This window comes from Streptomyces sp. NPDC096136, from assembly GCF_044763325.1.
Taxonomy (GTDB): domain Bacteria; phylum Actinomycetota; class Actinomycetes; order Streptomycetales; family Streptomycetaceae; genus Streptomyces.
In genome coordinates this window covers 15,434-41,758 of sequence record NZ_JBIWFZ010000010.1, presented here as the reverse complement: position 1 = coordinate 41,758, position 26,325 = coordinate 15,434, and the positions used below count along the sequence as shown (strand labels likewise).

General features: G+C 72.3%; 24 protein-coding genes and 1 pseudogene. 16 read left to right on the top strand and 9 right to left on the bottom strand.

What is annotated here, in order from left to right; genetic code table 11:
• Positions 1 to 832: pseudogene (locus ACIRBY_RS21415) on the bottom strand (hypothetical protein); the annotation flags it as partial.
• A gap of 7 nt (positions 833 to 839) precedes the next feature.
• Positions 840 to 1,094 carry a MoaD/ThiS family protein gene (locus ACIRBY_RS21410; RefSeq protein WP_403902414.1) on the bottom strand — a complete coding sequence of 85 codons (255 nt, stop codon included), beginning with the start codon at positions 1,092 to 1,094 and terminating at the stop codon, positions 840 to 842.
• A gap of 470 nt (positions 1,095 to 1,564) precedes the next feature.
• Here ACIRBY_RS21410 and ACIRBY_RS21405 point away from each other — a divergent pair, with 470 nt between their 5' ends.
• The 5 genes from ACIRBY_RS21405 to ACIRBY_RS21385 all read left to right on the top strand — a co-directional run bounded on the left by ACIRBY_RS21405 (position 1,565) and on the right by ACIRBY_RS21385 (position 7,227).
• Positions 1,565 to 2,353, top strand: a complete 789-nt coding sequence (locus ACIRBY_RS21405) for a response regulator transcription factor (protein ID WP_042812371.1) — start codon at positions 1,565 to 1,567, stop codon at positions 2,351 to 2,353.
• 74 nt (positions 2,354 to 2,427) lie between these two features.
• The gene (locus tag ACIRBY_RS21400; protein WP_042812372.1) at positions 2,428 to 3,450 is read left to right on the top strand and encodes a LacI family DNA-binding transcriptional regulator; all 1,023 of its coding nucleotides are present in this window, start codon (positions 2,428 to 2,430) and stop codon (positions 3,448 to 3,450) included.
• A gap of 153 nt (positions 3,451 to 3,603) precedes the next feature.
• Positions 3,604 to 4,968 (top strand): S1C family serine protease, encoded by a 1,365-nt coding sequence (locus tag ACIRBY_RS21395; protein WP_403902412.1) that lies wholly within the window; start codon positions 3,604 to 3,606, stop codon positions 4,966 to 4,968.
• A gap of 73 nt (positions 4,969 to 5,041) precedes the next feature.
• Positions 5,042 to 5,776: a response regulator transcription factor gene (locus ACIRBY_RS21390; protein ID WP_403902410.1), complete on the top strand. Its 735-nt coding sequence runs from the start codon at positions 5,042 to 5,044 to the stop codon at positions 5,774 to 5,776.
• The gene (locus tag ACIRBY_RS21385) at positions 5,773 to 7,227 is read left to right on the top strand and encodes a sensor histidine kinase (protein ID WP_403902408.1); all 1,455 of its coding nucleotides are present in this window, start codon (positions 5,773 to 5,775) and stop codon (positions 7,225 to 7,227) included. Before ACIRBY_RS21390 ends, ACIRBY_RS21385 begins: the two co-directional genes overlap by 4 nt.
• On the opposite strand, the gene ACIRBY_RS21380 is transcribed toward ACIRBY_RS21385, so the two are convergent.
• Entirely contained in the window at positions 7,207 to 8,115 is a 909-nt protein-coding gene (locus ACIRBY_RS21380) for a phosphatidylinositol-specific phospholipase C (RefSeq protein ID WP_403902406.1), read from the bottom strand. The two genes, ACIRBY_RS21385 and ACIRBY_RS21380, sit on opposite strands and share 21 nt — an antisense overlap.
• 77 nt (positions 8,116 to 8,192) lie before the next feature.
• On the bottom strand, positions 8,193 to 8,780 hold the full coding sequence (locus ACIRBY_RS21375) for a TetR/AcrR family transcriptional regulator (protein WP_403902404.1): 588 nt from the start codon (positions 8,778 to 8,780) through the stop codon (positions 8,193 to 8,195).
• A 132-nt stretch (positions 8,781 to 8,912) separates the two neighbouring features.
• Between ACIRBY_RS21375 and ACIRBY_RS21370 the strand changes: the two genes are divergently transcribed.
• Positions 8,913 to 9,698 (top strand): alpha/beta fold hydrolase, encoded by a 786-nt coding sequence (locus ACIRBY_RS21370; RefSeq protein WP_403902402.1) that lies wholly within the window; start codon positions 8,913 to 8,915, stop codon positions 9,696 to 9,698.
• A 117-nt stretch (positions 9,699 to 9,815) separates the two neighbouring features.
• Here ACIRBY_RS21370 and ACIRBY_RS21365 read toward each other — a convergent pair whose 3' ends face one another.
• A complete protein-coding gene (locus tag ACIRBY_RS21365) occupies positions 9,816 to 11,633 on the bottom strand; it encodes a bifunctional metallophosphatase/5'-nucleotidase (RefSeq protein WP_403902400.1) in 1,818 nt (605 codons plus the stop codon).
• 138 nt (positions 11,634 to 11,771) lie between these two features.
• Between ACIRBY_RS21365 and mshD the strand changes: the two genes are divergently transcribed.
• The 7 genes from mshD to pstB all read left to right on the top strand — a co-directional run bounded on the left by mshD (position 11,772) and on the right by pstB (position 22,146).
• Positions 11,772 to 12,701 carry a mycothiol synthase gene (gene mshD / locus ACIRBY_RS21360; RefSeq protein ID WP_403902398.1) on the top strand — a complete coding sequence of 310 codons (930 nt, stop codon included), beginning with the start codon at positions 11,772 to 11,774 and terminating at the stop codon, positions 12,699 to 12,701.
• Positions 12,702 to 14,149: 1,448 nt separating this feature from the next.
• Complete coding sequence (locus ACIRBY_RS21355; RefSeq protein WP_403902396.1) at positions 14,150 to 16,519, top strand: RNA degradosome polyphosphate kinase; 2,370 nt, start codon at positions 14,150 to 14,152, stop codon at positions 16,517 to 16,519.
• Positions 16,500 to 17,465, top strand: coding sequence for a CHAD domain-containing protein (locus ACIRBY_RS21350; RefSeq protein ID WP_403902394.1), 966 nt, complete (start codon positions 16,500 to 16,502; stop codon positions 17,463 to 17,465). Before ACIRBY_RS21355 ends, ACIRBY_RS21350 begins: the two co-directional genes overlap by 20 nt.
• A gap of 476 nt (positions 17,466 to 17,941) precedes the next feature.
• A complete protein-coding gene (gene pstS / locus ACIRBY_RS21345) occupies positions 17,942 to 19,081 on the top strand; it encodes a phosphate ABC transporter substrate-binding protein PstS (RefSeq protein WP_403902392.1) in 1,140 nt (379 codons plus the stop codon).
• Between the two features lie 158 nt (positions 19,082 to 19,239).
• Positions 19,240 to 20,229 (top strand): phosphate ABC transporter permease subunit PstC, encoded by a 990-nt coding sequence (gene pstC, locus ACIRBY_RS21340; RefSeq protein WP_403902391.1) that lies wholly within the window; start codon positions 19,240 to 19,242, stop codon positions 20,227 to 20,229.
• Positions 20,229 to 21,311: a phosphate ABC transporter permease PstA gene (gene pstA / locus ACIRBY_RS21335; protein ID WP_403902389.1), complete on the top strand. Its 1,083-nt coding sequence runs from the start codon at positions 20,229 to 20,231 to the stop codon at positions 21,309 to 21,311. Before pstC ends, pstA begins: the two co-directional genes overlap by 1 nt.
• 58 nt (positions 21,312 to 21,369) lie before the next feature.
• Positions 21,370 to 22,146 (top strand): phosphate ABC transporter ATP-binding protein PstB, encoded by a 777-nt coding sequence (gene pstB / locus ACIRBY_RS21330; RefSeq protein WP_366456443.1) that lies wholly within the window; start codon positions 21,370 to 21,372, stop codon positions 22,144 to 22,146.
• A gap of 143 nt (positions 22,147 to 22,289) precedes the next feature.
• On the opposite strand, the gene ACIRBY_RS21325 is transcribed toward pstB, so the two are convergent.
• Both ACIRBY_RS21325 and ACIRBY_RS21320 read right to left on the bottom strand, forming a co-directional pair.
• On the bottom strand, positions 22,290 to 23,291 hold the full coding sequence (locus tag ACIRBY_RS21325) for an inorganic phosphate transporter (protein ID WP_042818431.1): 1,002 nt from the start codon (positions 23,289 to 23,291) through the stop codon (positions 22,290 to 22,292).
• A 5-nt stretch (positions 23,292 to 23,296) separates the two neighbouring features.
• Positions 23,297 to 23,917, bottom strand: coding sequence for a DUF47 domain-containing protein (locus tag ACIRBY_RS21320; RefSeq protein ID WP_042818429.1), 621 nt, complete (start codon positions 23,915 to 23,917; stop codon positions 23,297 to 23,299).
• Between the two features lie 195 nt (positions 23,918 to 24,112).
• Between ACIRBY_RS21320 and ACIRBY_RS21315 the strand changes: the two genes are divergently transcribed.
• Positions 24,113 to 24,433, top strand: coding sequence for a metal-sensitive transcriptional regulator (locus tag ACIRBY_RS21315; protein WP_042818427.1), 321 nt, complete (start codon positions 24,113 to 24,115; stop codon positions 24,431 to 24,433).
• 10 nt (positions 24,434 to 24,443) lie between these two features.
• Here the strand turns inward: ACIRBY_RS21315 and ACIRBY_RS21310 are convergent, their stop codons facing one another.
• Together ACIRBY_RS21310 and ACIRBY_RS21305 are read right to left on the bottom strand one after the other, a co-directional pair.
• Positions 24,444 to 24,596, bottom strand: coding sequence for a hypothetical protein (locus ACIRBY_RS21310; RefSeq protein WP_366456448.1), 153 nt, complete (start codon positions 24,594 to 24,596; stop codon positions 24,444 to 24,446).
• Positions 24,597 to 24,744: 148 nt separating this feature from the next.
• Positions 24,745 to 25,596 carry a hypothetical protein gene (locus ACIRBY_RS21305; RefSeq protein ID WP_403902388.1) on the bottom strand — a complete coding sequence of 284 codons (852 nt, stop codon included), beginning with the start codon at positions 25,594 to 25,596 and terminating at the stop codon, positions 24,745 to 24,747.
• Between the two features lie 142 nt (positions 25,597 to 25,738).
• Here ACIRBY_RS21305 and ACIRBY_RS21300 point away from each other — a divergent pair, with 142 nt between their 5' ends.
• Together ACIRBY_RS21300 and ACIRBY_RS21295 are read left to right on the top strand one after the other, a co-directional pair.
• Entirely contained in the window at positions 25,739 to 25,960 is a 222-nt protein-coding gene (locus ACIRBY_RS21300) for a hypothetical protein (RefSeq protein ID WP_366456440.1), read from the top strand.
• 77 nt (positions 25,961 to 26,037) lie between these two features.
• Positions 26,038 to 26,274 carry a hypothetical protein gene (locus ACIRBY_RS21295; RefSeq protein WP_403902387.1) on the top strand — a complete coding sequence of 79 codons (237 nt, stop codon included), beginning with the start codon at positions 26,038 to 26,040 and terminating at the stop codon, positions 26,272 to 26,274.
• The last annotated feature ends 51 nt before the right edge of the window (positions 26,275 to 26,325 follow it).

Here is a 26,325-nt window from a genome sequence, read left to right as displayed (position 1 = left end):
GCGCAGGCTGCGGATCCCGCACCGGAGGCAGGTACGCCGTCTCCGCAGCCGCCACGTCCACCGCAGGCTGCGGCTGCGCGTCGCGGAACCAGGCGTCCGGGACCGCGGACTGCGGCCGGTCCCGTCCCGGCCCCGGGTACGGCGGCAGGTACGCCGTCTCGGCGGCGGCGCCCGCGGCGCCCCCGGCGGAGGCGTCCGGCCACGGCACGCCGCCCCCGGTCCCCTGCGGCGGCCCGGGCTGCCGTACGGGCGGCAGGTACGCCGTCTGGGCGGCCGCGTCGGCCTGCGCCGGGGACGAGGACGGGGGCTGCGCGTCGCGGAACCACGCGTCCGGCACCGCGGACTGCGGCTGCTGCGGCCGGGGCTCCCCCGCACCGGGGTACGGAGGCAGGTACGCCGTCTCGGCGGCGGCGCCCGCAGCGCCCCCGGCGGAGGCGTCCGGCCACGGCACGCCCCCGCCGGTCTGCTGCTGGGGCTGCCCCGACTGCGGCTGGGCGTCGCGGAACCACGCGTCGGGCACGACCGGGGCCTGCGGCTGCGCCTGCCCCGGGTACGGCTGCGCGTACGCGGCGCCGCCACCCGCGGAGGCGTCCGGCCACGACACCCCGCCACCGGTGCCGCCGGCCTGCTGCTGCCACCCCTGCTGCCCCTGCGGAGCAACGGGCGGGGCAACGGGCGGGGCCGCCTGCCCCGGCACCGAGCCGAGCGGCGGCTGCACCGGCTGGTACCCGGTCTCCCAGGTGTCGGCCTGCCAGGTCTGCGTGCTGTACGGGTCCTGCTGGGCGGCGGCCGCCTGCTGCTGCCGCCGCTGCTGTTCCTCGGGAGTGCTCATCTCCACCTCACCCGCCCGCGAACGGCGGGAGCACCTCGACGGTGCCCCCTTCCGTCAGCAGGACGGCCTCGTGCGGGCGCTTGCCCACGGGCTCGTCGTTCACGAGGAAGGAGCAGCGCTGCAGGACCCGGGTCAGCTCCCCCGGATGGCGTTCCCGCACTGCGTCGAGCGCCTCGGCCAGTGTGCGCGCCGAGTACGGCTCCTCCGCCGTCTTGGCCGCGGCCTTGGCCGCCGCCCAGTAGCGGATGGTTCCGGTTGCCACTGCAGCTCCTATCGTGTCGGGCTCCGTCGGATCTCCACCGTCGGCCTCCATGATGACCCCTCCGGCTCGTCACCCCGGCGTGCCTCCGCGCGCCGTCCGTGCGCCCGGGCGGCCCGCAGGGGGTCCACCGATCCGGTGAAACCAGGGCATACGCAGGAGGAAGGCGTGGCGCGAACCACAGAATGCGGTGCATGGCGGCCCTCGGCCCCGAAAGGGCGGGTGGGCTATTCTGGCGGCGTAGAGGATCCGGGCAGTGTGGCCCCCGGGTCCTTTTGTGCTTTCAGCACGTTGAACGGACCGAGAACAGTGGTATCCATCCGGACCCCAGGGCGCGGGGGCCGGACGGCATGCCAGGCAAGTCGTACGAAGCCTTACCACGCACGTCCTCGACGGGACCGAGGAGGAACCGACGTGATGGACCAGCGAAGCAAACAGGGGCACGACCGCCCGACCCGGGCAGGTGGTCGGGCGTGAGCTCTCTCCTGCTGCTGACCAACGCCCTGCAGCCGTCCGCCGAGGTGCTGCCCGCACTCGGACTGCTGCTGCACAACGTCCGGGTGGCCCCGGCCGAAGGACCCGCCCTGGTGGACACCCCCGGGGCCGACGTGATCCTCGTCGACGGCCGCCGCGACCTGCCGCAGGTGCGGTCGCTCTGCCAGCTGCTGCGGTCCACCGGACCCGGCTGCCCGCTGATCCTCGTGGTGACGGAGGGCGGGCTCGCCGCCGTCACCGCCGACTGGGGCATCGACGACGTGCTCCTCGACACCGCCGGCCCGGCCGAGGTGGAGGCCCGGCTGCGGCTGGCCACCGGCCGCCAGCAGCTCGGCTCCGACGACTCCCCCATGGAGATCCGCAACGGCGACCTGTCGGTCGACGAGGCGACGTACTCCGCCAAGCTCAAGGGGCGGGTCCTGGACCTGACCTTCAAGGAGTTCGAGCTCCTGAAGTACCTCGCCCAGCACCCGGGCCGGGTCTTCACCCGCGCCCAGCTCCTCCAGGAGGTCTGGGGCTACGACTACTTCGGCGGCACCCGGACGGTGGACGTCCACGTCCGGCGGCTGCGCGCCAAGCTCGGCCCCGAGCACGAGTCGCTGATCGGCACCGTCCGCAACGTCGGCTACCGCTTCGTCACCCCGGAGAAGGTCGAGCGGGCGGCGGCGGAGGCGGCGGCCCAGGCCGAGCGGAAGAAGGCCCCGGCCGACCGCGGGCAGGCTCCTGCCGAGGCCGCGGCCGAGACCCCGGCGGCCGTCCCCCATTAGGAGGAGCCCCTGTGACCATCCACTCTCCAGGACTCCCTGCCCAGAGGTAGGTCACCCCGCGTAGACTTCCGCGCGTGGCCAAGGTGACGCGGGATGACGTTGCACGACTTGCGGGTACGTCTACCGCCGTCGTGAGCTACGTCATCAACAACGGACCCCGGCCGGTCGCCCCGGCCACGCGCGAGCGTGTACTCGCCGCGATCAAGGACCTGGGCTACCGCCCGGACCGGGTCGCCCAGGCGATGGCGTCGCGGCGCACCGACCTCATAGGCATGATCGTCCCGGACGCGCGCCAGCCGTTCTTCGCGGAGATGGCGCACGCGGTCGAGCAGGCCGCGGCCGAGCGCGGAAAGATGGTCCTGGTCGGCAACTCCGACTACCGGGACGAGCGCGAGGTCCACTACCTGCGCGCGTTCCTCGGCATGCGGGTGTCCGGGCTGATCCTGGTCAGCCAGGGCATGAGCGAGCGCGCCGCGTCGGAGATCGAGGCCTGGGACGCGCGCATCGTGCTGCTGCACGAGCGTCCCGAGGCCATCGACGACGTGGCGGTGGTCACGGACGACATCGGCGGCGCGCAGCTCGCGACGCGGCACCTGCTGGAGCACGGCCACGAGTACGTGGCCTGCATCGGCGGCATCGAGAACACCCCGTCCGTCGGCGACCCGGTCGCCGACCACGTCGAGGGCTGGCGGCGGGCCATGCTGGAGGCCGGCCGCTCGGTCGAGGGCCGGGTCATCGAGGCCCCGTACAACCGCTACGACGCGTACCGGGTCGCCCTGGAGGTCCTGGCCCGCCCGGACCGGCCGACGGCGATCTTCTGCGCGACGGACGACCAGGCGATCGGTGTGCTGCGCGCCGCGCGCGAGCTGCGCATCGACGTGCCCGGGGAGCTGGCGGTGGCCGGCTTCGACGACGTGAAGGAGGCGGCGCTGACGGACCCTCCGCTGACGACGGTCTCCTCGGACCGCCCGGCGATGGCCCGCGCGGCGGTGGACCTCGTCCTGGACGACGCCCTCCGCGTGGCGGGCTCGCGCCGCGAGCGCCTCAAGCAGTTCCCGTCGGCCCTGGTGATCCGCCGCAGCTGCGGCTGCCGCTGACGCGGTTCCCCTGTGACGGGCGGGGTCGCCGCCCCGCCCGTCGCCCGCTCCCCCGGGGCCGGGCCCCGGCCTTATATCGGGCATACACGGTTCTGTCGGGCTTCTCAGCCGGGACTCAGGAAGCTTTCATGATCCGGGGACAGAGTCACGGACATGACCGACAACTTCCGCCGCGAAGGCGAGTACCCGCAGGAGAACCGTCCGGCCCCGCACTCGCCCTTCGGCGAGGAGTGGCAGCGGGGGCGTGACCGGCTGGCCCACGACGCGATGGGCGACGGGTCCTACCCGCCCCCGCCCGCGTACCCCCCGGCGGACCCCGCCCCGGGATGGCACGAGGCGCACCGGCCCCAGGCTCCGGCCGCCCACGGCGCCGACGACCACGGCCACACCGGCCACACCGGCCACACCGGCCACACCGGCCACACCGACGCGAACGGTGCCGCCGGCGGCACCGGCGGGCTCAGCGGCCTCGGCGGGCTCGGCGCCGATAGCGCCCCCGCAGCCCCCGCAGCCCCCGCCGGATGGGCCCACTGGGGAGCCGAGGCCCCCGCCCCCACCCCCGCGCCCCGCGCCAAGCGCCCCGTCGCGCTGCTCGCCGCCGTCGCCCTCGCCGCGGCCGTGGTCGGCGGCGGAACGGCGGCCGCCGTACAGCAGTTCCTCGGCCAGAACGGGTCGGGCGGCGGGGGCTTCAACGGCACCAACGTCTCCCAGTCCAGCAACGGCACCGTCTCCGGCGTGGCCGAGCAGGTCAGCCCGTCCGTCGTCCGCATCGACACCCGCACCGGCTCCGGCCAGGGCACCGGCTCCGGGATCGTGGTCACCGCCGACGGCGAGATCGTCACGAACAACCACGTCGTCAGCGGCGCCTCCGAGATCCAGGTGACGATGAGCGACGGGAAGAAGTACGCGGCCAGGACGCTCGGCACCGACCCCGACAAGGACCTCGCCCTGATCAAGCTCCAGGGCGCGAGCGGCCTGCGGCCCGCCAAGCTCGGCAACTCCGACAACCTCAAGGTCGGCGACCAGGTCGTCGCCATCGGCTCCCCCGACCGCCTCACCGGCACCGTCACCAGCGGCATCGTCTCCGCGCTCGACCGCGAGGTGAACGTGCCCAAGTCGGAGGACCAGCAGCAGCAGCGCGGCCGGCAGGGCGGCGGGGGCGGCGGCTGGCCGTTCTCGTACGACGGCCAGCAGTTCAACGGCAACACCGGCTCGAACACCACCTCCTACAAGGCCATCCAGACCGACGCCTCCCTCAACCCCGGCAACTCCGGCGGCGCCCTCGTCAACATGAACGGCGAGATCGTCGGCATGCCCTCCGCGATCTTCTCCCCCTCCAGCGACAGCTCCAGCGCCGGCAGCGTCGGCCTCGGCTTCGCCATCCCCGTCAACACCGTCAAGGCCGACCTCGACTCGCTCCGCAAGGGCGGCAGCGGATCCGGCGCCGGCTCCGACGGCGGCTCCGACGGCAGCAGCCGCGGCGGCAACGGGTTCGGCATCTCCCTCGGATCCTTCTGACACCCTGGGACGGGACCCGGACGGGCCCGGCCCCGTCCCGCGCACCGACGACCACCACCCCTGGGGGAACCGAATGAATCCCGCCGAAGGCGACCCGCAGCGGATCCTCGTCGTGGACGACGAGCCGGCCGTGCGCGAGGCCCTGCGCCGCAGCCTCGCCTTCGAGGGGTACGACGTGCGGACCGCCGTCGACGGCATCGACGCCCTCGACCAGGCGGCCTCGTACGCCCCCGAGCTGATCGTCCTCGACATCCAGATGCCCCGCATGGACGGGCTGACGGCGGCCCGCCGGCTGCGCGCCGCGGGGGCCGTGACGCCGATCCTGATGCTGACCGCCCGCGACACCGTCGGCGACCGCGTCACCGGCCTCGACGCGGGCGCCGACGACTACCTCGTCAAGCCGTTCGAGCTGGACGAGCTGTTCGCCCGCGTCCGCGCCCTGCTGCGCCGCAGCTCCTATGCCGCGCCCGCCGCCGGCCCCGTCCAGCCCGAGGACGTGCTGACCTTCGGCGACCTGCGCATGGACCTCGCCACCCGCGAGGTCACCCGCGCCGGGCGGCCGGTGGAGCTGACCCGTACCGAGTTCACCCTGCTGGAGATGTTCCTCGCGCACCCGCGCCAGGTCCTGACCCGCGAGCAGATCCTCAAGACGGTCTGGGGCTTCGACTTCGAGCCCAGCTCCAACTCCCTCGACGTGTACGTGATGTACCTGCGCCGCAAGACCGAGGCGGGCGGCGAGCCGCGCCTGGTCCACACCGTGCGCGGGGTCGGGTACGTGCTGCGGGCCGGCGAGGGCGGGCCCGAATGACGAGTCCGGCCGCCCGGTTCCGCGCGTTGCCGCTGCGCTCCCGGCTGGCGCTGCTGGTGACCGTCGCCGTCGCCGTCGCCGTCGCGGCGGTGGCGGGGGTGTGCTGGGTGATGGTGCGGGCGCAGCTCAACGACCAGCTGAACCAGTCGCTGCTCGCCACCCAGCCCGACGAACAGGTGGTGCGCACCCTGCGCGAGGGCTGCGTGACCCGCCCGGCGGTGGGACCGCCCAACATCGCCGAGGAGCTCGGCCCGACCGTGCAGATCGTCACCGCGGACGGCTCCCGCTGCCTGGTGAGCGGACGCAGCGACCTGCCGGTCTCCGAGGCCGACAAGGCCGTGGCCGCCGGCCTGAGCGGCAAGACCCTGCACGACGCCTCGACCTCCGACGGCACCAAGATGCGGGTGTACACGATCAACAAGCGCCTCACCACCGGCGCGAGCTTCGGGGTCTCCATCGCCAAGCCGCTGGCCGACATCGACCAGCCGCTCTCCACCCTGACGTGGGTGCTGCTCCTGGTCTCGGGCATCGGCGTGGTCGGCGCGGGCGCGGCCGGACTGTGGGTGGCCCGGACCGGGCTGCGGCCCGTGGACGAGCTCACCGGGGTGGTCGAGCACATCGCCCGCACCGAGGACCTCACCGTCCGGATCCCCGACGAGGGCGACGACGAGATCGCCCGCCTGTCGCGGTCCTTCAACTCCATGACCGCCGCCCTGGCCTCCTCCCAGGAGCGCCAGGCCCAGCTGATCGCGGACGCCGGGCACGAGCTGCGGACCCCGCTCACCTCGCTGCGCACCAACATCGAGCTGCTCGCGCGCAGCGAGGAGACCGGCCGGGCCATCCCGCCCGAGGACCGCCGGGAGCTGCTGGCCTCGGTGAAGGCGCAGATGACGGAGCTGGCCTCGCTGATCGGGGACCTCCAGGAGCTCTCCCGCCCGGACGCGGCCCCGCACGCCCCGCTCGGGGTGGTGGCCCTGCACGACATCGCCGGGACGGCCCTGTCCCGGGCCCGGCTGCGCGGCCCGGAGCTGCGCTTCGGCGCGGAGCTGGAGCCCTGGTACGTACGGGGCGAGGCGGCCGCGCTGGAGCGGGCGGTGGTCAACCTCCTCGACAACGCCGTGAAGTTCAGCCCGCCCGGCGGGGCCGTCGAGGTCTCGCTGCGGGCGGGCGAGCTGACCGTGCGCGACCACGGGCCGGGCATCCCGCCCGAGGACCTCCCGTACGTCTTCGAGCGGTTCTGGCGCTCCGAGTCGGCCCGCGCCCTGCCCGGCAGCGGGCTCGGCCTGTCCATCGTGGCCCGTACGGCCGCCCGCTCGGGCGGGACGGCCGAGCTGCGGGCGGCGGCGGACGGGGCGGGCGGCACGGAGGCCGTGCTGCGCATCCCGGGCGCCCCGGCGCCGCCGCCCTCGGCGGATCCGCGGCCGCAGGGGTCAGTTGTGCCGGATCAGTGAGGCGACCAGGCCGGAGCGGGTGTTCGGGAAGTCCATGGGGACGATGCCGAGCCCGGTCCGGCCGGCCAGCTCGGAGCCGTCGACGAAGGCGTGGACCTGCGGATTGAGCCGGTCGGAGTTCCAGCGCGGGGGCATGTAGGCGGCGGTGCTGGTGTAGTTCACGAAGAGCCTGCCCGGCTGCTGGACGGCCTTGCGGAACTGGTCCTGGATCCGGCCGATCTTGCCGAAGGGCTCCGTGTTGTAGTCGTCCTGGATGTCGAAGACCCCGCCGTCGCCGTAGCGCAGGCCCGGCAGGCCGGCGTTGTCGGCGAGGAGCACCACCCTGCCGCGGGCCTGGCCGAGGGTGGGCAGGGTGTCGGCGATCCGGAAGAGCGGGCGCCAGCCGCGGTGGTCGAGGTAGTCGTCGAAGACGGCACGGAAGGTGGCGTCGCTCTCGGTGGAGTACTCCTGCTTCACGCGCATCAGGACGGTCTCCGAGGGGTGCGCGGCGAGGAAGTCCGCGCAGGCGACGAGGACGTCCCCGAACATCAGGTTCTGGAAGAACGCGGCGTGGTGGATGGCGAAGGAGCCGCCCGTCACCCGGCAGCGGACGTCGAGGAAGCGGATGCCGGAGTCGAGCTGCTCGGCGATCGAGGTGTTCTGGCAGGCGACGTAGAGGCCGCCCTGGCGGGCGCCGGAGTCGTGGGTGCCGGGGATGGTCATGCGCTGGAGGGCGGTGGAGTCGCCGAGGCCCGCCATCCAGTCCTGGGTGCCGAGGGTTCTCGCGGCCCGGCCTCTCGCGGCGGGTCCCTGCGCCGCGGCCGGGGCGGCCGTGCCCAGTCCGAGTGCGGCGGCTCCCGCTCCCGCCGCCAGTGCGCCGGTCAGGAAGGTCCGTCGGTCCAGTGCCATGCCCGCCCCTTTGTCCGCAGTCCGGTCGTCCGGCCACCGTGGCCGGACGGGATTATGGCGTGCGGAGCGCGGGGTTACTACCCGTCGGTACGGGCCGGTTCGCCGAGCAGCCCGACCATCGCGCGCAGCCCCCGGGCGAGTTCCGCCCCGGTCGGCGCCTGCTCCGGGTCGGTCAGGACCTGCACCATGACCCCGCTCAGCAGGGCGATGTGCAGGGATCCGAGGGAGCGCACGTCCTCCTCCGTCACCGCGTCCTCGGGGACCCCGCGCAGCGCCGCGGCCACCATGCGCCGGTTGCGCCGCTGGCCCTCCGCGAGGATCGCGAGCAGCTCGGGTGAGGACTGGGCGTGGACGAAGGCCTCGACGGACGCGGTCCACAGCCAGCGCATCTCGCCGAAGTCGCGGATCTTGCGGTCCCAGGTGTCGGCGTAGCGCGCCTCGCTCGTGTCGCCCTGCCCGACGAGCCGGCCGGCGCCGGCGGCCCACTCCTCCATGGCGGCGAACAGCGCCTGGTTGAGGAGCACCTCGCGGGAGCCGAAGTGGTAGCCGATCGCGGCCATGCTCACCTGCGCCGCCGAGGCGATGTCGCGCACGGTCGTGCGCAGGTAGCCCTTCTCCTCCAGGCAGCGGCGCGCTCCGGCCAGCAGGTCCTCGCGATTTCCCATGCCGGGATCGTAGCCGGGCCACTGCATTTGGGCGCCCGCCCTACACGTGCGTATTGCGCACTTGCCCAAACCCTGTCAGGCTGAAGCCGTCACCGAGCACCACAGCCGGCAACGAACGGGGAGAGCCGAACCATGCGCCACACACTGGACATCGACGGACGCGCACTGTCGTACCTGGACTTCGGCGGCACCGGCCGCCCGCTGCTCGCCCTGCACGGCGGCATGTCCGAAGCCGCCGCCTTCACCGCCCTGGCCGCCGCCCTCGGCGACGCGTGGCGGGTCATCGCCCCCGACCAGCGCGGCCACGGCGACTCCGACCGCGCCCCGCACTACCGCCGCGAGGGATACGTCGCCGACGCCGTCGCCCTCCTCGACCACCTCGGCCTCACCGAACCGGTCGCCCTCCTCGGCTACTCCCTCGGCGGCCTCAACGCCTACCACCTGGCCGCCGCCCACCCCGACCGGATCGGCGTCCTGATCGGCGTCGACGCCACTGTGGCGATCAACGTCCCCACCGGGCCGAACTGGTTCGACTTCCTCGGCACGCTCCCCTACACCGCGCCCACCCGCGAGGAACTCCTCGCCGCCGTCGACCCGGCCGCCCTGCCCTTCGTCGCCGACGGCGTCCGCCCCCTGCCCGACGGGAGCGGCTGGCGGCTCGCCTTCCACGGCCAGGACATGCTCGACTCCATCTACGCCTGCAACGGCGACCACTGGGACACCTGGCTCGCGAGCACCTGCCCGGCCCTGCTGGTCCACGCCGCCCGCAGCCAGGCCCTCCGCCAGGACGTCGCCGACGCCATGGTCGCCCGCCGCCCCCACACCTCCTACACGGCCCTCGACGGCGACCACTTCGCCCCGTTCACCGACCCGGACGCCTTCCACGCCGCCGTCGCCAAGTACCTCGCCCAGGTCTGAGGACCGGCCGCCCCCGGACATGCGGAAGGGGCGGCGGGCCGCTCCGGCCCACCGCCCCTCCCCGTCCGCTCGCCGTCGGGCGCCGCGGGGCGCCGCCCGACGGCGACTACGCGGCGACTACTTGACGACCGTGATCCGGTCCGCCTTCGGCGGAGCGATCGGCGAGGCCGCCGTCGACTTCGCCAGGAGGTTGTTGAACGCCTCCAGGTCCGGCACGCCGACCAGCTTGTTCTTGTGGTCCTTCAGGACGGTGAAACCGTCGCCGCCGCCCGCCAGGAACTCGTTCATCACGACCCGGTAGGACTTGGCCGGGTCGATCGCCGCGCCGTTCAGCTTCACCGAGTCCACGACGATCCGGTCCGCGCCCGACTTCGTCATGTCCAGGGTGTAGGTCAGGCCCTTCGAGATCTGGAGGATCTTCGGGTTCGGGCCGTTGACCGGGCCGCTGACCTGCTGCTGGAGCGCCGTGACCAGCTGCGCGCCGGTCAGGTCCACCACGTTCAGCAGGTTGTTGAACGGCTGGACCGTGTACGACTCGCCGTACGTGACGACACCGTCGCCCTCGTCACCGGCCGCCTTGTACGCCAGGTCGGCACGGATGCCGCCCGGGTTCATGATGGCCAGCTGCGCCCCGCCCCTGTCGGCCGCGGAGGTCGCGTCCAGCTGCGCGTCGGCGATCAGGTCGCCGAGCGGCTTCTCCGGCGCCTCCGAGCCGCGGCCCGCGATGTCGGCCGAGATGTAGCCCATCGGACGGTTCGCGACCGGGGCCGCCAGCTTCTTCCAGCGGTCGATCAGCTCGGTCATGTCCGGGGCCTTCGGCAGGTCCCGGCTGACGACCTTGTTCACCGGCTTCGGCGACTGCACCGGCGTACGGACGATGTCCTTCGTCGCCTTGTCGTACGTCAGCGTGGTGTCCGTGAACAGCCGGCCGTACGAGGCCGCCGAGGTCACCGTGCGCGGGTTGCCCGCCGGGTCCGGGATGTTGCACGAGTACGCCTGGTGCGTGTGGCCCGTCACCAGCGCGTCGACCTTCGGGCTGACGTTCTTCGCGATGTCGACGATCGCACCCGAGATGCCCGCGCCGGCACCCGGCACGTTGCAGTCGTAGTTGTACGCGCCGCTCGCCGGCAGACCGCCCTCGTGGATCAGCGCCACGATCGACTTCACGCCCTGCTTGTCCAGCTCGGCGGCGTACTTGTTGATCGTCTCGACCTCGTCGCCGAACTTGAGGCCCTTCACGCCGTCGGCCGTGACGACGTCCGGGGTGCCCTCCAGGGTGACGCCGATGAAACCGATCTTCACGTCCCCCTTCTTCCAGATGAAGGTGGGCGACATCAGCGGACGCTTGGTCTTCTCGTCCGTCACGTTCGCGGCGAGGTACTTGAACTCCGCTCCCGTGTAGGTCTTGCCGTACTCGAAGCAGCCTTCGACCGGGTGACAGCCGCCGTACGCCATCCGGCGCAGCTCGTCCTTGCCCTCGTCGAACTCGTGGTTGCCCACGCTCGTCACGTCGAGGTTCAGCTTGTTCAGCGCCTCGACGGTCGGCTCGTCGTGGAAGAGACCGGACAGCATCGGGCTGCCGCCGATCATGTCGCCGGCCGCGGCCGTGACGGAGTACTCGTGGCCCTTGCGGGCCTCGCGCAGACCGGTCGCCAGGTACTCGACGCCGCCTGCGGGTATGGACTTGGTGGTGCCGTCAGCCTGCAGTTCGCCGACCGTGCCCGAGGAGCCCTGCGGGGGCTCCAGCGTGCCGTGGAAGTCGTTGAACGACAGCATCTGTACGTCGACGGTCCGGCCCTTGGCCGGCACACCGCCGCCACTCGCGGCACCGGCCGGCAGTGCGGCGGCGACCATCGCACCGGCACTCGCGGTGAGGGCGAGCGCGCCGAAGGTCAACCGGCGGGCCGTGCGGTGCCGTTGTGGCTTCGCTGACATCTGTTCCCCTTTTTGGACAGCGAGACAACTGGGAAGTGCCCGCAGCCTATGGTCAACGCGCGTAGCGCCAACAGGGGGGTACGGGTTGCGAGCTGGTTACGCGCAACCGTCGGGGGATGTCGGTCGTAGGCTCGGAGCATGACTGACGCAGCAACGGCCCTGGAGCCGGGACGGCACATCGAGATCCTCGACGAACTGACGGAGGAACAGGCCGAGGCGGTCCTCGGGCTGATCCACGAGGCGGCCCGCACCGACGGCACCACCGCCGTCTCCGAGCAGGGCCGCCTCCAGCTGCGCGGCGGCCCCCGCGAGGGCATCCGCCACTTCCTGACCACCGCCGACGGCCGGCTCGTCGCGTACGGGCAGCTGGAGGACACCGACCCGGTGGAGGCCCCCGCTGCGGAACTCGTCGTCCACCCCGCGCTCCGCGGCCGCGGACACGGCCGGGCCCTGGGCACCGCCCTCCTCAACGCCTCGGGCAAGCGCATCCGGGTCTGGGCGCACGGCGGCAAGTCCGCCGCCCGCCACCTCGCGCAGGTCCTCGGCCTGACCCTGTTCCGCGAACTCCGCCAGCTGCGCCGCCCCCTGGGCCCGGACTCGCCGCCGCTCCCCGAGCCGGCCCTGCCCGCCGGGGTGACGGTCCGCACCTTCGTCCCCGGCCAGGACGACGCGGCCTGGCTCGCCGCCAACGCCGCCGCCTTCGCCCACCACCCGGAGCAGGGCTCCCTGACGCAGCGGGACCTCGACGACCGCATCGCGCAGCCGTGGTTCGACCCCAAGGGCTTCTTCCTGGCGGAGCGCGAGGGCGAACTGGTCGGCTTCCACTGGACGAAGGTCCATGCCGAGGAACAGCTCGGCGAGGTCTACGTCGTCGGCGTCCGCCCGGGCGCCCAGGGCGGCGGCCTCGGCAAGGCCCTCACCGCCATCGGCCTCCACCACCTGGCGGGCACGGGCCTGCCGACGGCGATGCTCTACGTGGACGCCGACAACCCGGCCGCCCTGGCCGTCTACGAGGGCCTGGGCTTCACGACGCACGAGGTCGACCTGATGTACCGCACGGAGAGCTGAGGAACCCGCCCGGCACGACCCGCCATCGCCCCCCTGGGGGGGGCGGGGCGGGGGTTCGGCGGCGCACCCGGCCGTGCGGGGGCGGGGACGGCGGGCCGGGACCGGGGGAGGGCGGGACGTGGGCGGGGCGGTCTCAGGGAGGGTTGGGGGTTTCCCGCCAGTCTCATCGTCCTTCCGCGTCGGGCCGGCCTGTCAAGGGCGCTCCCTTCGGTCGCGTCGCTGCGCGATGGCCTTCGGCCACCCTTGACAGGCCGTCCCGCCACGAAAAGCCGAAGACTGCCGGGAACCCCCCAAAGGAACGGGACGGAGCAGAGACGGACACACGGCGGGAGCCGCGATGAGGCGAGGTCGTCGGGGGCCGCCTCACCACTCCTCCGGGCCGACATCCAGTGGAGACCGGGGCCACCCCCACGCATCAGATCGCTACGCGCTCCTCCCATCTCAGCGTCCGCAGCCCGTCCGGGGCCGATCCCCCCGCCGAAGGACGACCGGATCGTCATCCGAGGGGGCGGGCGCATCAGATCGCTACGCGCTCCTCCCATCTCAGCGTCCGCAGCCCGTCCGGGGCTGATCCCTGCACCAGGCGACGACCGGATGGGCATCCGGGGTGGGTGGGCGCAACAGATCGCTACCCGCTGCCCCCGCCTCGGCGCCTGCGGCCCGCCCAGGGCCGATCCCTGCACCAGACGACGACCGGATGGGCATCTACCTGTGCCAAAGGACTGCCTGCGGGGCATCCCAGCCCCAGACGGCCGTCAGACGCTGGGACGGCAGGAGCGCGTAGCGATCTGCGGCGCCCAGACGTCCCGGATGGCCACCTGGTCGCCCTTTGGTGCAGGGATCGGCCCCGGACGGCCGTCGGACGCTGAGACGAGAGAAGCGCGTAGCGATCTGACGCGTGGGGGCGGCCCCGATCGATTCATCAGGCGGCCCGGAGGGGTGGTGAGGCGGCCCCCGACGACCTCGTCTGATTTCCGGCCCCGCCGCGTGTCCGTCTCTGCTCCGTCCCGTTCCTTTGGGGGGTTCCCGGCAGTCTTCGGCTTTTCGTGGCGGGACGGCCTGTCAAGGGTGGCCGAAGGCCATCGCGCAGCGACGCGACCGAAGGGAGCGCCCTTGACAGGCCGGCCCGACGCGGAAGGACGATGAGACTGGCGGGAAACCCCCACCCCTCCCTGAGACCGCCCCGCCCACGTCCCGACCACCCCCGGTCCCGCCCTCCCCCGGTCCCGGCCCGCCGTCCCCGCCCCCGCCCGGCCGGTGCGCCGCCGAACCCCCGCCCCGCCCCCGAACCCCCCACACCCCATCCACCAGCCGGAGCCTGGAAGCCATACGCCATTAACCGGGCATTCAGACGCGCTTGCGAGCCTCCCAGCATGCAGCCCCGACTCCGACTGACGGCGAACACTTCCGACGCGCCTGTCCTGCCCCGTGCGCGGAAGAATGGAGTCATGAGCCACCAGCCCAGCGCAGGCCCCACCGAGGTCCCCGCACAGCACCCGTCTCACCGTTCCGCCTCCTCCTCCGCCGCCTCCGCGACACCGGCGAAGGCCCAGGACAAGGCAGCGGCGAAGACATCGGCAAAGGCAGAGGAAAAGACGGAGGAAAAGGCGCCCACGAGGTCGCGCCTCGGCTCCATAGCCGCCCACCGCCCCCACACCCCGCACGCCACGGGCGGCACCGCCCGCGTCGACCTCGATCCCGACCTCGACGCCGACCTCGACGCCTACGAGGACAAGGACGACGACGGCGAGCTCCCCGCCAACCGGTTCCTCGACCGCGAACGCAGCTGGCTGGCCTTCAACGAGCGCGTCCTGGAGCTGGCCGAGGACCCCACCACCCCGCTCCTCGAACGCGCGAACTTCCTGGCGATCTTCGCCAGCAACCTCGACGAGTTCTTCATGGTCCGCGTCGCCGGCCTCAAGCGCCGCATCGCGACCGGGGTCGCCACCCGCTCGGCCTCCGGCCTCCAGCCCCGCGAGGTCCTCGACCTCATCTGGACCCGCTCCCGCGAGCTCATGGCCCGGCACGCCGCCTGCTACCAGCAGGACATCGCCCCCCAGCTCGCGGAGGAGGGCATCCACCTCATCCGGTGGCCCGACCTCACCGAGAAGGAGCAGGCGCGCCTCTTCACCCTGTTCCGCAACCAGATCTTCCCGGTGCTCACCCCGCTGGCCGTGGACCCCGCGCACCCCTTCCCGTACATCTCCGGCCTCTCCCTCAACCTGGCCGTCGTCGTGCGCAACCCCGTCAGCGGCCACCGCCACTTCGCCCGGGTCAAGGTCCCGCCCCTGCTCTCCCGCTTCCTGGAGGCCTCCCCGCAGCGCTACGTCCCGCTGGAGGACGTCATCGCCGCGCACCTGGAGGAGCTCTTCCCCGGCATGGAGGTGCTCGCGCACCACATGTTCCGCGTGACCCGCAACGAGGACCTGGAGGTCGAGGAGGACGACGCCGAGAACCTGCTCCAGGCCCTGGAGAAGGAGCTCATGCGGCGCCGCTTCGGCCCGCCGGTGCGCCTGGAGGTCGAGGAGTCCATCGACCCCGGCGTGCTGGACCTGCTCGTCCAGGAGCTGAAGGTCTCCGCCGCCGAGGTGTACCCGCTGCCCGGCCCCCTCGACCTGACGGCCCTCTTCGGGATCTCCTCCCTCGACCGGCCCGAGCTGAAGTACCCCAAGTTCGTCGCCGGCACCCACCGCGACCTCGCCGAGGTGGAGTCCGCCTCCGCGCCGGACATCTTCGCCGCGCTGCGCGAGCGCGACGTCCTGCTCCACCACCCGTACGACAGCTTCTCCACGTCCGTCCAGGCCTTCTTGGAACAGGCGGCCGCCGACCCGGACGTCCTCGCGATCAAGCAGACGCTGTACCGCACCTCCGGCGACTCCCCCATCGTCGACGCGCTGATCGACGCCGCCGAGTCCGGCAAGCAGGTCCTCGTCCTCGTCGAGATCAAGGCCCGCTTCGACGAGCAGGCGAACATCAAGTGGGCGCGCAAGCTGGAGGAGTCCGGCTGCCACGTGGTCTACGGCCTGGTCGGCCTCAAGACCCACTGCAAGCTCTCCCTCGTGGTCCGCCAGGAGGGCGAGACCCTGCGCCGCTACAGCCACGTCGGCACGGGCAACTACCACCCCAAGACCGCCCGCCTCTACGAGGACCTCGGCCTGCTCACCGCCGACCCGCAGGTCGGCGCGGACCTCTCCGACCTCTTCAACCGGCTGTCCGGCTACTCCCGGCGCGAGACCTACCGCCGGCTGCTGACCGCCCCGAAGTCCCTGCGCGACGGGCTCATCGCGCGCATCGACAAGGAGGCGGACCACCACCGCTCCGGCCGTCCGGCCTCCGTGCGGCTGAAGATGAACTCGATCGTCGACGAGGCCCTGATCGACGCCCTCTACCGGGCCTCCCAGGTGGGGGTCCCGGTCGACATCTGGGTGCGCGGCATCTGCGCCGTGCGCCCCGGGGTCCCGGGGCTCTCGGAGAACATCCGGGTCCGCTCGATACTCGGCCGCTTCCTGGAACACTCCCGGGTCTTCGCCTTCGGCAACGGCGGCGAGCCCGAGGTGTGGATCGGCAGCGCCGACATGATGCACCGCAACCTCGACCGCCGCATCGAGGCGCTGGTCAGGGTCACCGACCCCGGCCACCGCGCGGCCCTGGACCGGATGCTGGAGACCGGCATGTCCGACGCCACCTCCTCCTGGCACCTGGGCCCGGACGGCGAATGGACCCGGCACAGCACCGACGCCGAGGGCCAGCCGCTGCGGCACGTACAGGAGATGCTCATAGACGCCCGGAGGCGCCGGCGTGGCTCAGCCAAACCATGACCCGACCGCAGGTGACGTGCTCGGCGTGTACCTGCGTTCCCAGGCCACCGCTTTCCTGCGCGCGCTGCGCCTGCATGACGCAGGCGCGGCGGGCGCGGGGGGCGGCCCCGACGCCGGGGACGGGGCGGAGGCGGCGCACGGCCTGCGGGGGGCCGCGCGCCGCATCGCCTCGTCCCTGAGCACGTTCCGGGTCGTCACCCAGTCGGGCTGGGCGGACCCGCTGCGCACCGAGCTGGTCTGGCTCTCCTCCACCCTGGCGGACGAGCACGCGTACGCGGCCCGGCTGTCGCGCCTGATGGAGGCCCTGCAGCGGCTCTCGGCCTCCCCGGAGGTCCCGGCGCCGCGCGGCACCGCCGCGGGCGCGCTCACGGTCGGCTCGGCGCGCGCGGGCGCCCTGCTGGAACGGCAGCTGACCCTCGCCCGGACCCGCGCGCACTCGGCGACCCTCCAGGCGCTCGGGTCGGCGCGGTTCCACGCGGTGGCGGACGCGGTGGCGGTGCTCGCCTCGGAGGTCCCGCTGGACCCGGTGGCGGCCGGCGGACGCCTGCCCGACGTCCTCACCCCGCTGGCGGCGGTGGCCCGGACCCGTCTGGAGGCGGCCGTGGACTCCCTGCCCGCCGCCGACGCCTCCGGCCCGTACTCGGCGCACGCGGACGCCGCCTGGCACGAGGTGCGCCGCCTGCTGCGCGTGCACCGGTACGCGCAGGAGGCCCTGGGGGACGACGCCCCCCGCCTCGCCGCCGCGAGCGAGGCCCTGAACCAGCACCGGGACGCCTCGGAGGCGGCCACCGCCTCGGCGACGGCGGCCCGCACCCCGCGCATCGCCCCGGCGACGGCGTACGCCCTGGGCGTCCTGCACGCCGACCAGCGCCACGCGGTGGAGGCCAGCCGCCTCACCTTCCACACCCTGTGGCAGCCCGCGCCGGCGGTGCCGGCGGGGTCCTGACGGAGGGGGCGGGGCGCGGTGCGCGGCTCCGGGCGGCGGGGCGGACAGGGGGCCGGTGGGCACCCCGGACCGCCCCGCTTCCGTCGTTCCGGCTCCGCCCGGACGCCCCCGCCCCGCCCGGCCGCGACCACGACCGCGCCCCCGCCCGCGACCGGCGAGATCCGGCCACCCCCTCCGGCCCCCGGCCGTACCCCCCGGCCACCCCCTGAGGAAGGTCACGGCCCCATAACGGGCGGATAACGCCCGCTTAATCCCAGGCACAAACCCACCCAACCGCACTCGCCCGTCCGCCATGGTTCACCGTCCGTTCACCAACCCCCGTCGACCCCGTCACCTGTTCTGCCTAATTTCGGTACCGCACGGTGCGAGCCGAACAGGAATGAACGGCCTCGCGCCCCACCCAACCCGTAGTCCTCTTCGCACGCCGCCCCGATACAGAAAGCGGCCGGCGGCTCCCCGGAAGGAACACCCGAACAGTGAAGCTTCAGCGCAAGAACCGGCTTCGTGCCTCCGCCCTCGGGGCCCTCGTCGTGTCCGGCGCCCTGGTCCTCACGGCGTGCGGCTCGGACGACAACACGAAGACCGGCGCCGACGGCACCCCGAAGGCCTCGGCCCCGGCGCCCGGCGACATCAAGTGCGACGGCGCCAAGGGCAAGCTCCTCGCCTCCGGCTCCTCCGCCCAGAAGAACGCTGTCGACCTGTGGGTCAAGAACTACATGGCCGCCTGCTCCGGCGTCGAGGTGAACTACAAGTCCTCCTCCTCCGGTGAGGGCATCGTGGCGTTCAACCAGGGCACCGTCGGTTTCGCCGGCTCGGACTCCGCGCTGAAGCCCGAGCAGGTCGAGGACTCGAAGAAGATCTGCGCCGGCGGCCAGGGCATCAACCTGCCGATGGTCGGCGGCCCCATCGCCCTCGGCTTCAACGTCGCCGGCGTGGACAAGCTGAACCTCGACGCCGCCACGATCGCCAACATCTTCAACGACAAGATCAAGAAGTGGGACGACGAGGCGATCAAGAAGCTGAACCCCGGCGTCACGCTCCCCTCCACCGCCATCCAGGCCTTCCACCGCTCCGAGGACTCGGGCACCACCGAGAACCTGGGCAAGTACCTCAAGGCCGCCGCGCCCGACGCCTGGTCCTACGACGCCTCCAAGAAGTGGCCGGCCCCCGGTGGCCAGGCCGCGTCCGGCTCGGCCGGTGTCGCCTCCCAGGTCAAGGCCGTCGACGGTGCGATCGGCTACTTCGAGCTCTCCTACGCCAGCTCGCAGAACATCAAGACGATCGACGTGAACACCGGCGCCTCCGCCCCGGTCAAGGCCACCCCGGAGAACGCATCCAAGGCCATCTCCGCCGCCAAGATCGCCGGGACCGGCTCGGACCTGGCGCTTAAGCTCGACTACGCGACCAAGGCCGAGGGTGCGTACCCGATCGTCCTGGTCACCTACGAGGTCGTCTGCGACAAGGGCAACAAGCCCGAGACGCTGGGCACCGTGAAGTCCTTCCTGGAGTACACCGCCTCGGACGCGGGCCAGAAGGCCCTCACCGACAACGGCTACGCCCCGATCCCGACCGAGATCAACAGCAAGGTCCGCGAGGTCATCAAGTCCCTCGCCTAAGGCTCAGTCCTTGATCCCCGAGGTCCGGCCCGCCTCCTCCCCCCGACTCCGTCCGGGGGGACCCTCCGGGCGGGCCGGCCCGGGGACCCTCCCCCTCACCCGGGGGATCCGGTGCACCGCCGCCAGGGGGCCTGCCCCCCACACAGACCGGAAAGACCATGGCTTCCAGCACACCCACCCGCATAGACACGGCTCCGCCAGTCGCCAAGAACGGAAGGTCCACCGGACGCGCCGGTGACAAGATCTTCTCCGGGCTCTCCAAGGGCTCCGGCATCCTGCTCCTGGTGATCATGGCGTCGATCGCCGCCTTCCTCACCTACCGGGCCAGCATCGCGCTGTCGAAGAACGAGGGGAACTTCCTCACCACCTTCGACTGGAACGCGTCGGCCAACCCCCCTGTCTTCGGCATCGCCGTCCTGCTCTTCGGCACCGTCGTCAGCTCGATCATCGCGATGGCCATCGCGGTTCCGATCGCTGTCGGCATCGCCCTGTTCATCTCGCACTACGCGCCGCGCAAGCTGGCCTCGCCGCTCGCCTACGTGGTCGACCTGCTGGCCGCCGTGCCGTCGATCATCTACGGCATCTGGGGCGCCCTCTTCCTGGTGCCGCAGCTGAACGGGCTGAACCTCTGGCTCGACGAGTACTTCGGCTGGACCTACGTCTTCGACAAGACCCAGGTCGGCGTCGCCCGCTCGCTCTTCACCGTCGGCATCCTCCTCGCGATCATGATCCTGCCGATCGTGACGAGCGTCAGCCGCGAGGTCTTCCTCCAGGTCCCGCGCATGAACGAGGAGGCCGCCCTGGCCCTCGGCGCGACCCGCTGGGAGGTCATCCGCCTGTCGGTGCTGCCCTTCGGCCGCTCTGGCGTCATCTCCGCCTCCATGCTCGGCCTCGGCCGCGCGCTCGGCGAGACCATGGCCGTGGCCACCGTCCTGTCCCCGAGCTTCCTGATCTCCGGGCACATCCTGGACCCGGGCGGCGGCACCTTCGCGCAGAACATCGCCGCGAAGTTCGACGAGGCCAACGAGTTCGGCCGTGACGCGCTCATCGCCTCCGGCCTGGTCCTCTTCCTGCTCACCCTGCTGGTCAACGGCGCCGCCCGCCTGATCATCGCCCGTCGCAAGGAATTCTCGGGGGCGAACGCCTGATGAGCCACACACTCCAGGACCAGCGGCCCGCTCCGGCCCGCAAGTCCGCCCTCCCCGCCGGCCTGACCCGCGGCGGCCTGCCCCGCTGGGCCCCCGCCGGCATCGCCGTCGCCTCCGCCGTCCTCGGCAGCGTCATCGGCCTGGTCTTCGACCTGAGCAGCAAGGTGCAGTGGGGCCTGATCGCCGCCCTGCTGTTCGTCGCCATCACGTACACCGCCAGCGCGGTCGTCGAGAACCGCCGCCAGGCCAAGGACCGCATCGCGACCTCCCTCGTCTGGGTCTGCTTCGTCCTCGCGGTCGTCCCGCTGCTGTCCCTGATGTGGACCACGCTCAGCCGCGGCCTGAAGGCCCTGAACGCGGACTTCCTCAGCCACTCGATGAACGGCGTGACCAGCTTCGAGCAGGGCGGCGGCGTCTACCACGCGCTGCTCGGCACCCTCGAGCAGGTGGCCCTCGCCGCCCTGATCGCGGCGCCCATCGGCCTGCTGACCGCCGTCTACCTGGTCGAGTACGGCAAGGGCAAGCTCGCCCGGGCCGTCACCTTCTTCGTCGACGTCATGACCGGCATCCCCTCCATCGTCGCGGGCCTGTTCATCCTGACGACCTGGAACCTGATGCTCGGCTTCGGCCCCTCCGGCTTCGCCGGTGCGATGGCACTGTCGATCCTGATGATGCCGGTCGTCGTCCGCTCCACCGAGGAGATGCTCAAGCTCGTCCCGAACGAGCTGCGCGAGGCCGCCCTCGCCCTCGGTGTGCCGAAGTGGCGCGTGATCCTCAAGGTGGTCCTGCCCACGGCCATCGGCGGCATCTCCACCGGCCTGATGCTGGCCGTCGCCCGCATCGCCGGCGAGACCGCGCCGATCATGCTGCTGGTCTTCGGATCGCAGCTGATCAACGGCAACCCCTTCGAAGGTGCCCAGTCCTCCCTCCCGCTGTACATCTGGGAGCAGTACAAGGTCGGCAGTGAAGCCTCCTACGACCGTGCCTGGGCCGCGGCGCTCGTCCTGATCGCCTTCGTCATGATCCTGAATCTGGTGGCCCGCGGCATCGCCCGCTGGAAGGCCCCGAAGACCGGTCGCTAAAAAGCGAGCCCAATTGCGGCTCCGCCGCGTGTGACCACTGAAAGCGAAGTGACCCCTCATGGCCAAGCGAATCGACGTCAGCGGCCTCTCCGCCTTCTACGGCAGCCACAAGGCCATCGACGACATCTCGATGACCGTGGAACCCCGCTCGGTGACCGCCTTCATCGGCCCCTCCGGCTGCGGCAAGTCGACCTTCCTGCGCACCCTGAACCGCATGCACGAGGTCACCCCCGGCGGCCGCGTCGAGGGCAAGGTGCTGCTGGACGACGAGAACCTGTACGGCTCCAACGTGGACCCGGTCGCGGTGCGCCGCACGGTCGGCATGGTCTTCCAGCGCCCGAACCCCTTCCCCACCATGTCGATCTTCGACAACGTGGCGGCGGGCCTGCGCCTGAACGGCAAGTTCAAGAAGTCCGAGCTCACGGACATCGTGGAGCGCTCCCTCAAGGGCGCGAACCTCTGGAACGAGGTCAAGGACCGCCTGAACAAGCCCGGCTCCGGCCTCTCCGGCGGCCAGCAGCAGCGCCTGTGCATCGCCCGCGCCATCGCGGTCGAGCCCCAGGTCCTGCTGATGGACGAGCCCTGCTCCGCCCTCGACCCGATCTCCACCCTCGCCATCGAGGACCTGATCGGCGAGCTCAAGGAGCGGTTCACGATCGTCATCGTGACCCACAACATGCAGCAGGCGGCCCGCGTCTCGGACCGCACCGCCTTCTTCAACCTCGCCGCCGTCGGCCAGCCCGGAAAGCTGGTCGAGATCGACGACACGGACCGGATCTTCTCCAACCCGTCCGTCCAGGCGACCGAGGACTACATCTCGGGCCGCTTCGGCTAGACAGCCGGGGCCGCTCGCGCGGTCGTCCTGCGGTGCTGCATGGCGGTGCCACCGCAGGATGGTAGAAAAAGGGCCGGCTCCCCCTGGGTGGGGGGAGCCGGCCCGTTTCCGTTCCGGTGCCCGTACGGCCGGGCGCTCCCGGCTCAGCCGACGAAGGCCAGGTCCGCGAGCCAGAAGCAGATCGCGGCGACCAGGGCCGCCGCCGGCATCGTGATGAACCAGCCGAGGATGATGTTCTTGGCCACGCCCCAGCGGACCGCGTTGACCCGCTTGGTCGCGCCCACGCCCATGATCGCCGAAGTGATCACGTGGGTGGTGGAGATGGGCGCCTTGAAGAGGAAGGCCGTGGCGAACATGATCGAGGCGCCGGTGGTCTCCGCCGCGAAGCCCTGCGGCGGGTCCAACTCGATGATCTTGCGGCCGAGGGTGCGCATGATGCGCCAGCCGCCCGCGTAGGTGCCCAGCGACAGCATCACCGCACACACGATCTTCACCCAGACCGGGATCGGGTCGTCGGCGCCCTGCACGTCGGCGATGACCAGGGCCATCACGACGACGCCCATGGTCTTCTGCGCGTCCTGGAGGCCGTGTCCGAGGGCCATCCCGGCCGCCGACACCGTCTGCGCGATGCGGAAGCCGCGCTTGGCCTTGTGCGGGTTGGCGCGGCGGAACATCCACAGGATGACGACCATCACCAGGTAGCCGACCAGCAGGCCGACGACCGGGGACAGGAACATCGGGATGACGACCTTGTCGAGCACCCCGCCCCACAGGACCTCGGTCCCGCCGGCCAGCGCCGCGCCCACCATGCCGCCGAACAGGGCGTGGGAGGAGGACGAGGGCAGCCCGAAGTACCAGGTGATCAGGTTCCACACGATGGCACCGACCAGGGCGGAGAAGAGGATCCACATGCCCCGGTTCCCCTGGGGCGTCTCGATGAGCCCCTGGCTGACCGTGTGGGCGACACCGCTGCCGAGGAAGGCACCGGCGAGGTTCATCACCGCGGCCATCGCCAGCGCCGCGCGCGGGGTCAGCGCCCGCGTCGAGACGGAGGTCGCGATGGCGTTCGCGGAGTCGTGGAAACCGTTCGTATACGTGAAGCCGAGCGCGACACCGATGGTCACGACCAGAGCGAAGGTGTCCACGAGGTTCAGGACTCCTTGACGGCGATGGTCTCCACCGTGTTCGCGACGTGCTCGAACGCGTCGGCGGCCTCTTCGAGGACGTCGACGATCTGCTTGAGCTTCAGCACCTCGATGGCGTCGTACTTGCCGTTGAAGAGCTGGGCGAGCAGCTTGCGGTGGATCTGGTCGGCCTGGTTCTCCAGCCGGTTGACCTCGATCCAGTACTCGGTGAGGTTGTCCATGGTCCGCAGGTGCGGCATGGCCTCGGCGGTCAGCTCGGCCGCCCGCGCCAAGACCTCGATCTGCTGCTCGACGCCCTTGGGCAGCTCCTCGACGTTGTAGAGGACGACGAGGTCGACGGCCTCCTCCATGAAGTCCATGATGTCGTCGAGCGACGAGGCCAGGCTGTAGATGTCCTCGCGGTCGAACGGCGTGATGAAGGAGGAGTTCAGCTGGTGGAAGATCGCGTGGGTGGCGTCGTCCCCCGCGTGTTCGGCCGCACGCATCCGTTCCGCGATCTCGGCCCGGGCGGAAGGATCCGCTCCGAGCAGTTCCATCAGGAGCTTGGAGCCCGTGACGATGTTGTCCGCGGATGCGGCGAACATGTCGTAGAAGCTCGTCTCCCTGGGGGTCAGACGAAATCGCACGTGAGGTCCTCGGGGTGCATTGGATTCGGTCAGGCTGATGCTAGGCGTATCCCCCGGCCACGGCTAACCGGCGGTCTTCGGCTGTCCTCCATCAGGCAGAGTGGGCCCTGCGGATCCCTGCCCCTGCGGCCCGGGCGAAGTAACCTATACCCATGAGGGGTATATACCCCCTCGTTCCGGACCACGGGAGGACTCATGACGACCATCGAGGCGGAGGGCTCCGGGGCCGTTCCCGTCCACGGCTATCACCACCAGAAGGACGAGCACCTCAAGCGGCTGCGCCGGATCGAGGGCCAGATCCGGGGCCTCCAGCGGCTCGTCGACGAGGACGTGTACTGCATCGACATACTCACCCAGGTGTCGGCGAGCACGAAGGCCCTCCAGTCCTTCGCCCTCCAGCTCCTGGAGGAGCACCTGCGCCACTGCGTGGCGGACGCCGCCGTCAAGGGCGGCACCGAGATCGACGCGAAGGTGGAGGAGGCCACGAAGGCCATCGCCCGCCTCCTGCGCAGCTGACCGCCGCGGGCTAGGGCCCGACCCCCATCAGCACCTCGTCGATCCGGTCCTGGCTCAGCCGATCCTCGGCCGCGGCCGACGCCGCGATGATCAGCTCCCCGCAGAGCTCGATCTCGGCGAGCGCCACGTGGTCCTGCACCGTCGTACCGCCCGCGGGAGTCACGCGTGTCACCTCTCTCTGCCGCCATCGCCCGTCCGGCACCCGGCTTCCCAGCGTAGGGACCGCCCCTCGTGGCGCGCATGACACGGATGGACCATTTCCGGATAGTGGAGCCATGGCCCGGACGAACCGCCCGGGCCCTTCCGGCCGGCTACTCGGCGATCTTCCCGGCGTAAATGTCCCCCTCTGCGGGCAATACGACGGTCACCGGGGTTCCGAACCCGTACAGCAGCGTCGTCGAGGAGACATCGATCACGCCATTCTTGACGTACGTGAAACGGTGCCGCACCTTCCGCAGACGGCCCTCCTCGTCCAGGTAGGCGTCGAACGGCACGCTGTCCTCGCGGAACCCTTTCGCCGCCGCCTGCAGGGCCTCCTTGACCCCGGGGGAGGCGCTCTGCGCGGCCCGCCCGATGTCCGCCGTCCCCTGGTAGTGCCGCACCCTGGTGCCCGCCAGGTCGGTCTCGCCGACGTACGTCACCTGCCGCGCGCCGCGCAGCAGCTCGGCGGCGGCCAGCGGATCGGTGGCCCCGCCCGTGACGAGGTTGCCGTCGGGCAGGGCCGCCGTGTCGAGGCGGACCCACTTGTCGTCGGGGACGCCGGCGCCGCGGTTCTTCATGTAGAGCGCGCCCGGGACGAGCAGCTCGGTGATCGGCCGGTGCTCGGGCTGCCCCTTAACGTCGGCGGGCAGCATCACCAGCAGCTGGCCCATCCGCTTGCGGAAGTCGACCCCGCCCTCGCCCCGGATGGTCACCCGGGTCCCGCCGGTGGCCATCTCCATCGCGGTACGGGCCCGCGCGCTCCCGGCGACGGCCAGCGCGTCGGCCGCCCCGCGGACCGCCGCCGCCGGATCGCCCGGGGGACGGGCGTCGCCCGCCCCTCCGTCGGCCACCGTCCCGCTCGCGGCGCCGCATCCGCCCAGCGCGGCCACGGCGACGGCCACGCAGACCCCGAGCACCGCCTCGCCCGCACGCCGTCGCCGCCTGTGCTGGTGCACCACCATCGCCTGCCAACCCCCAACGCATGACCGCTGCTTGCCCGAGGCCCCCACCCGCTCCGGTTAACGAGGTCCGGGGTTTCCCGTAACGGTCCGGAAGTGGCCGGGGACCGTACCGGTGCTGGCCCTTCCCCGGTACCGTTGAGGCGTGGATCCGCACACCAAGGCGACGCAGGTCGCTCCGTTTACCGCTGCGCCCGGCCCGCGTCACCCCGCGGACACCGCGCAGGCACCCGCCGGACACACCACGAGCACCGCCGAGCGGGGCTCCTTCTGCCTGGCCGTGTGCAGCTGCGGCTGGACCGGACCGGCCCGCCGCTCCCGCGACCTCGCCCGCAGGGACGCCACCCGGCACACCTCCGCCGCGTAGCCCCCGAGGGCCCGGGCGGTTCGCCCGTTCGGACGCCCCGGCTGGCCGGGGAGGGCGGGACCCGGTGCGCTGGAGGCATGCCAGGAACCGCACCCCGCCTCGCGGCCCTCCTCTGGGCCCTGCTGATCGCGCTCACCCCGGCCGCGGCGGCCTGGGCGCGCCCCGTGGGCTCGGCGGACGGGCCGGCCGACGTGGCGCTGGCCGTCGGGCTCACCACCGCAGCGGCGACGGCCACCGGGCTGTGGCTGCGCTCCCGCTACCGGCGCGAGGAGCCGGAGCGTCCGGGCCGCGGCGGCGAGGGCGGGGACCCGTGACGCCCCGCCCGCGCCCGACGGCGGTGGTGCTGTGCTTCGGCGCGGCGGGGC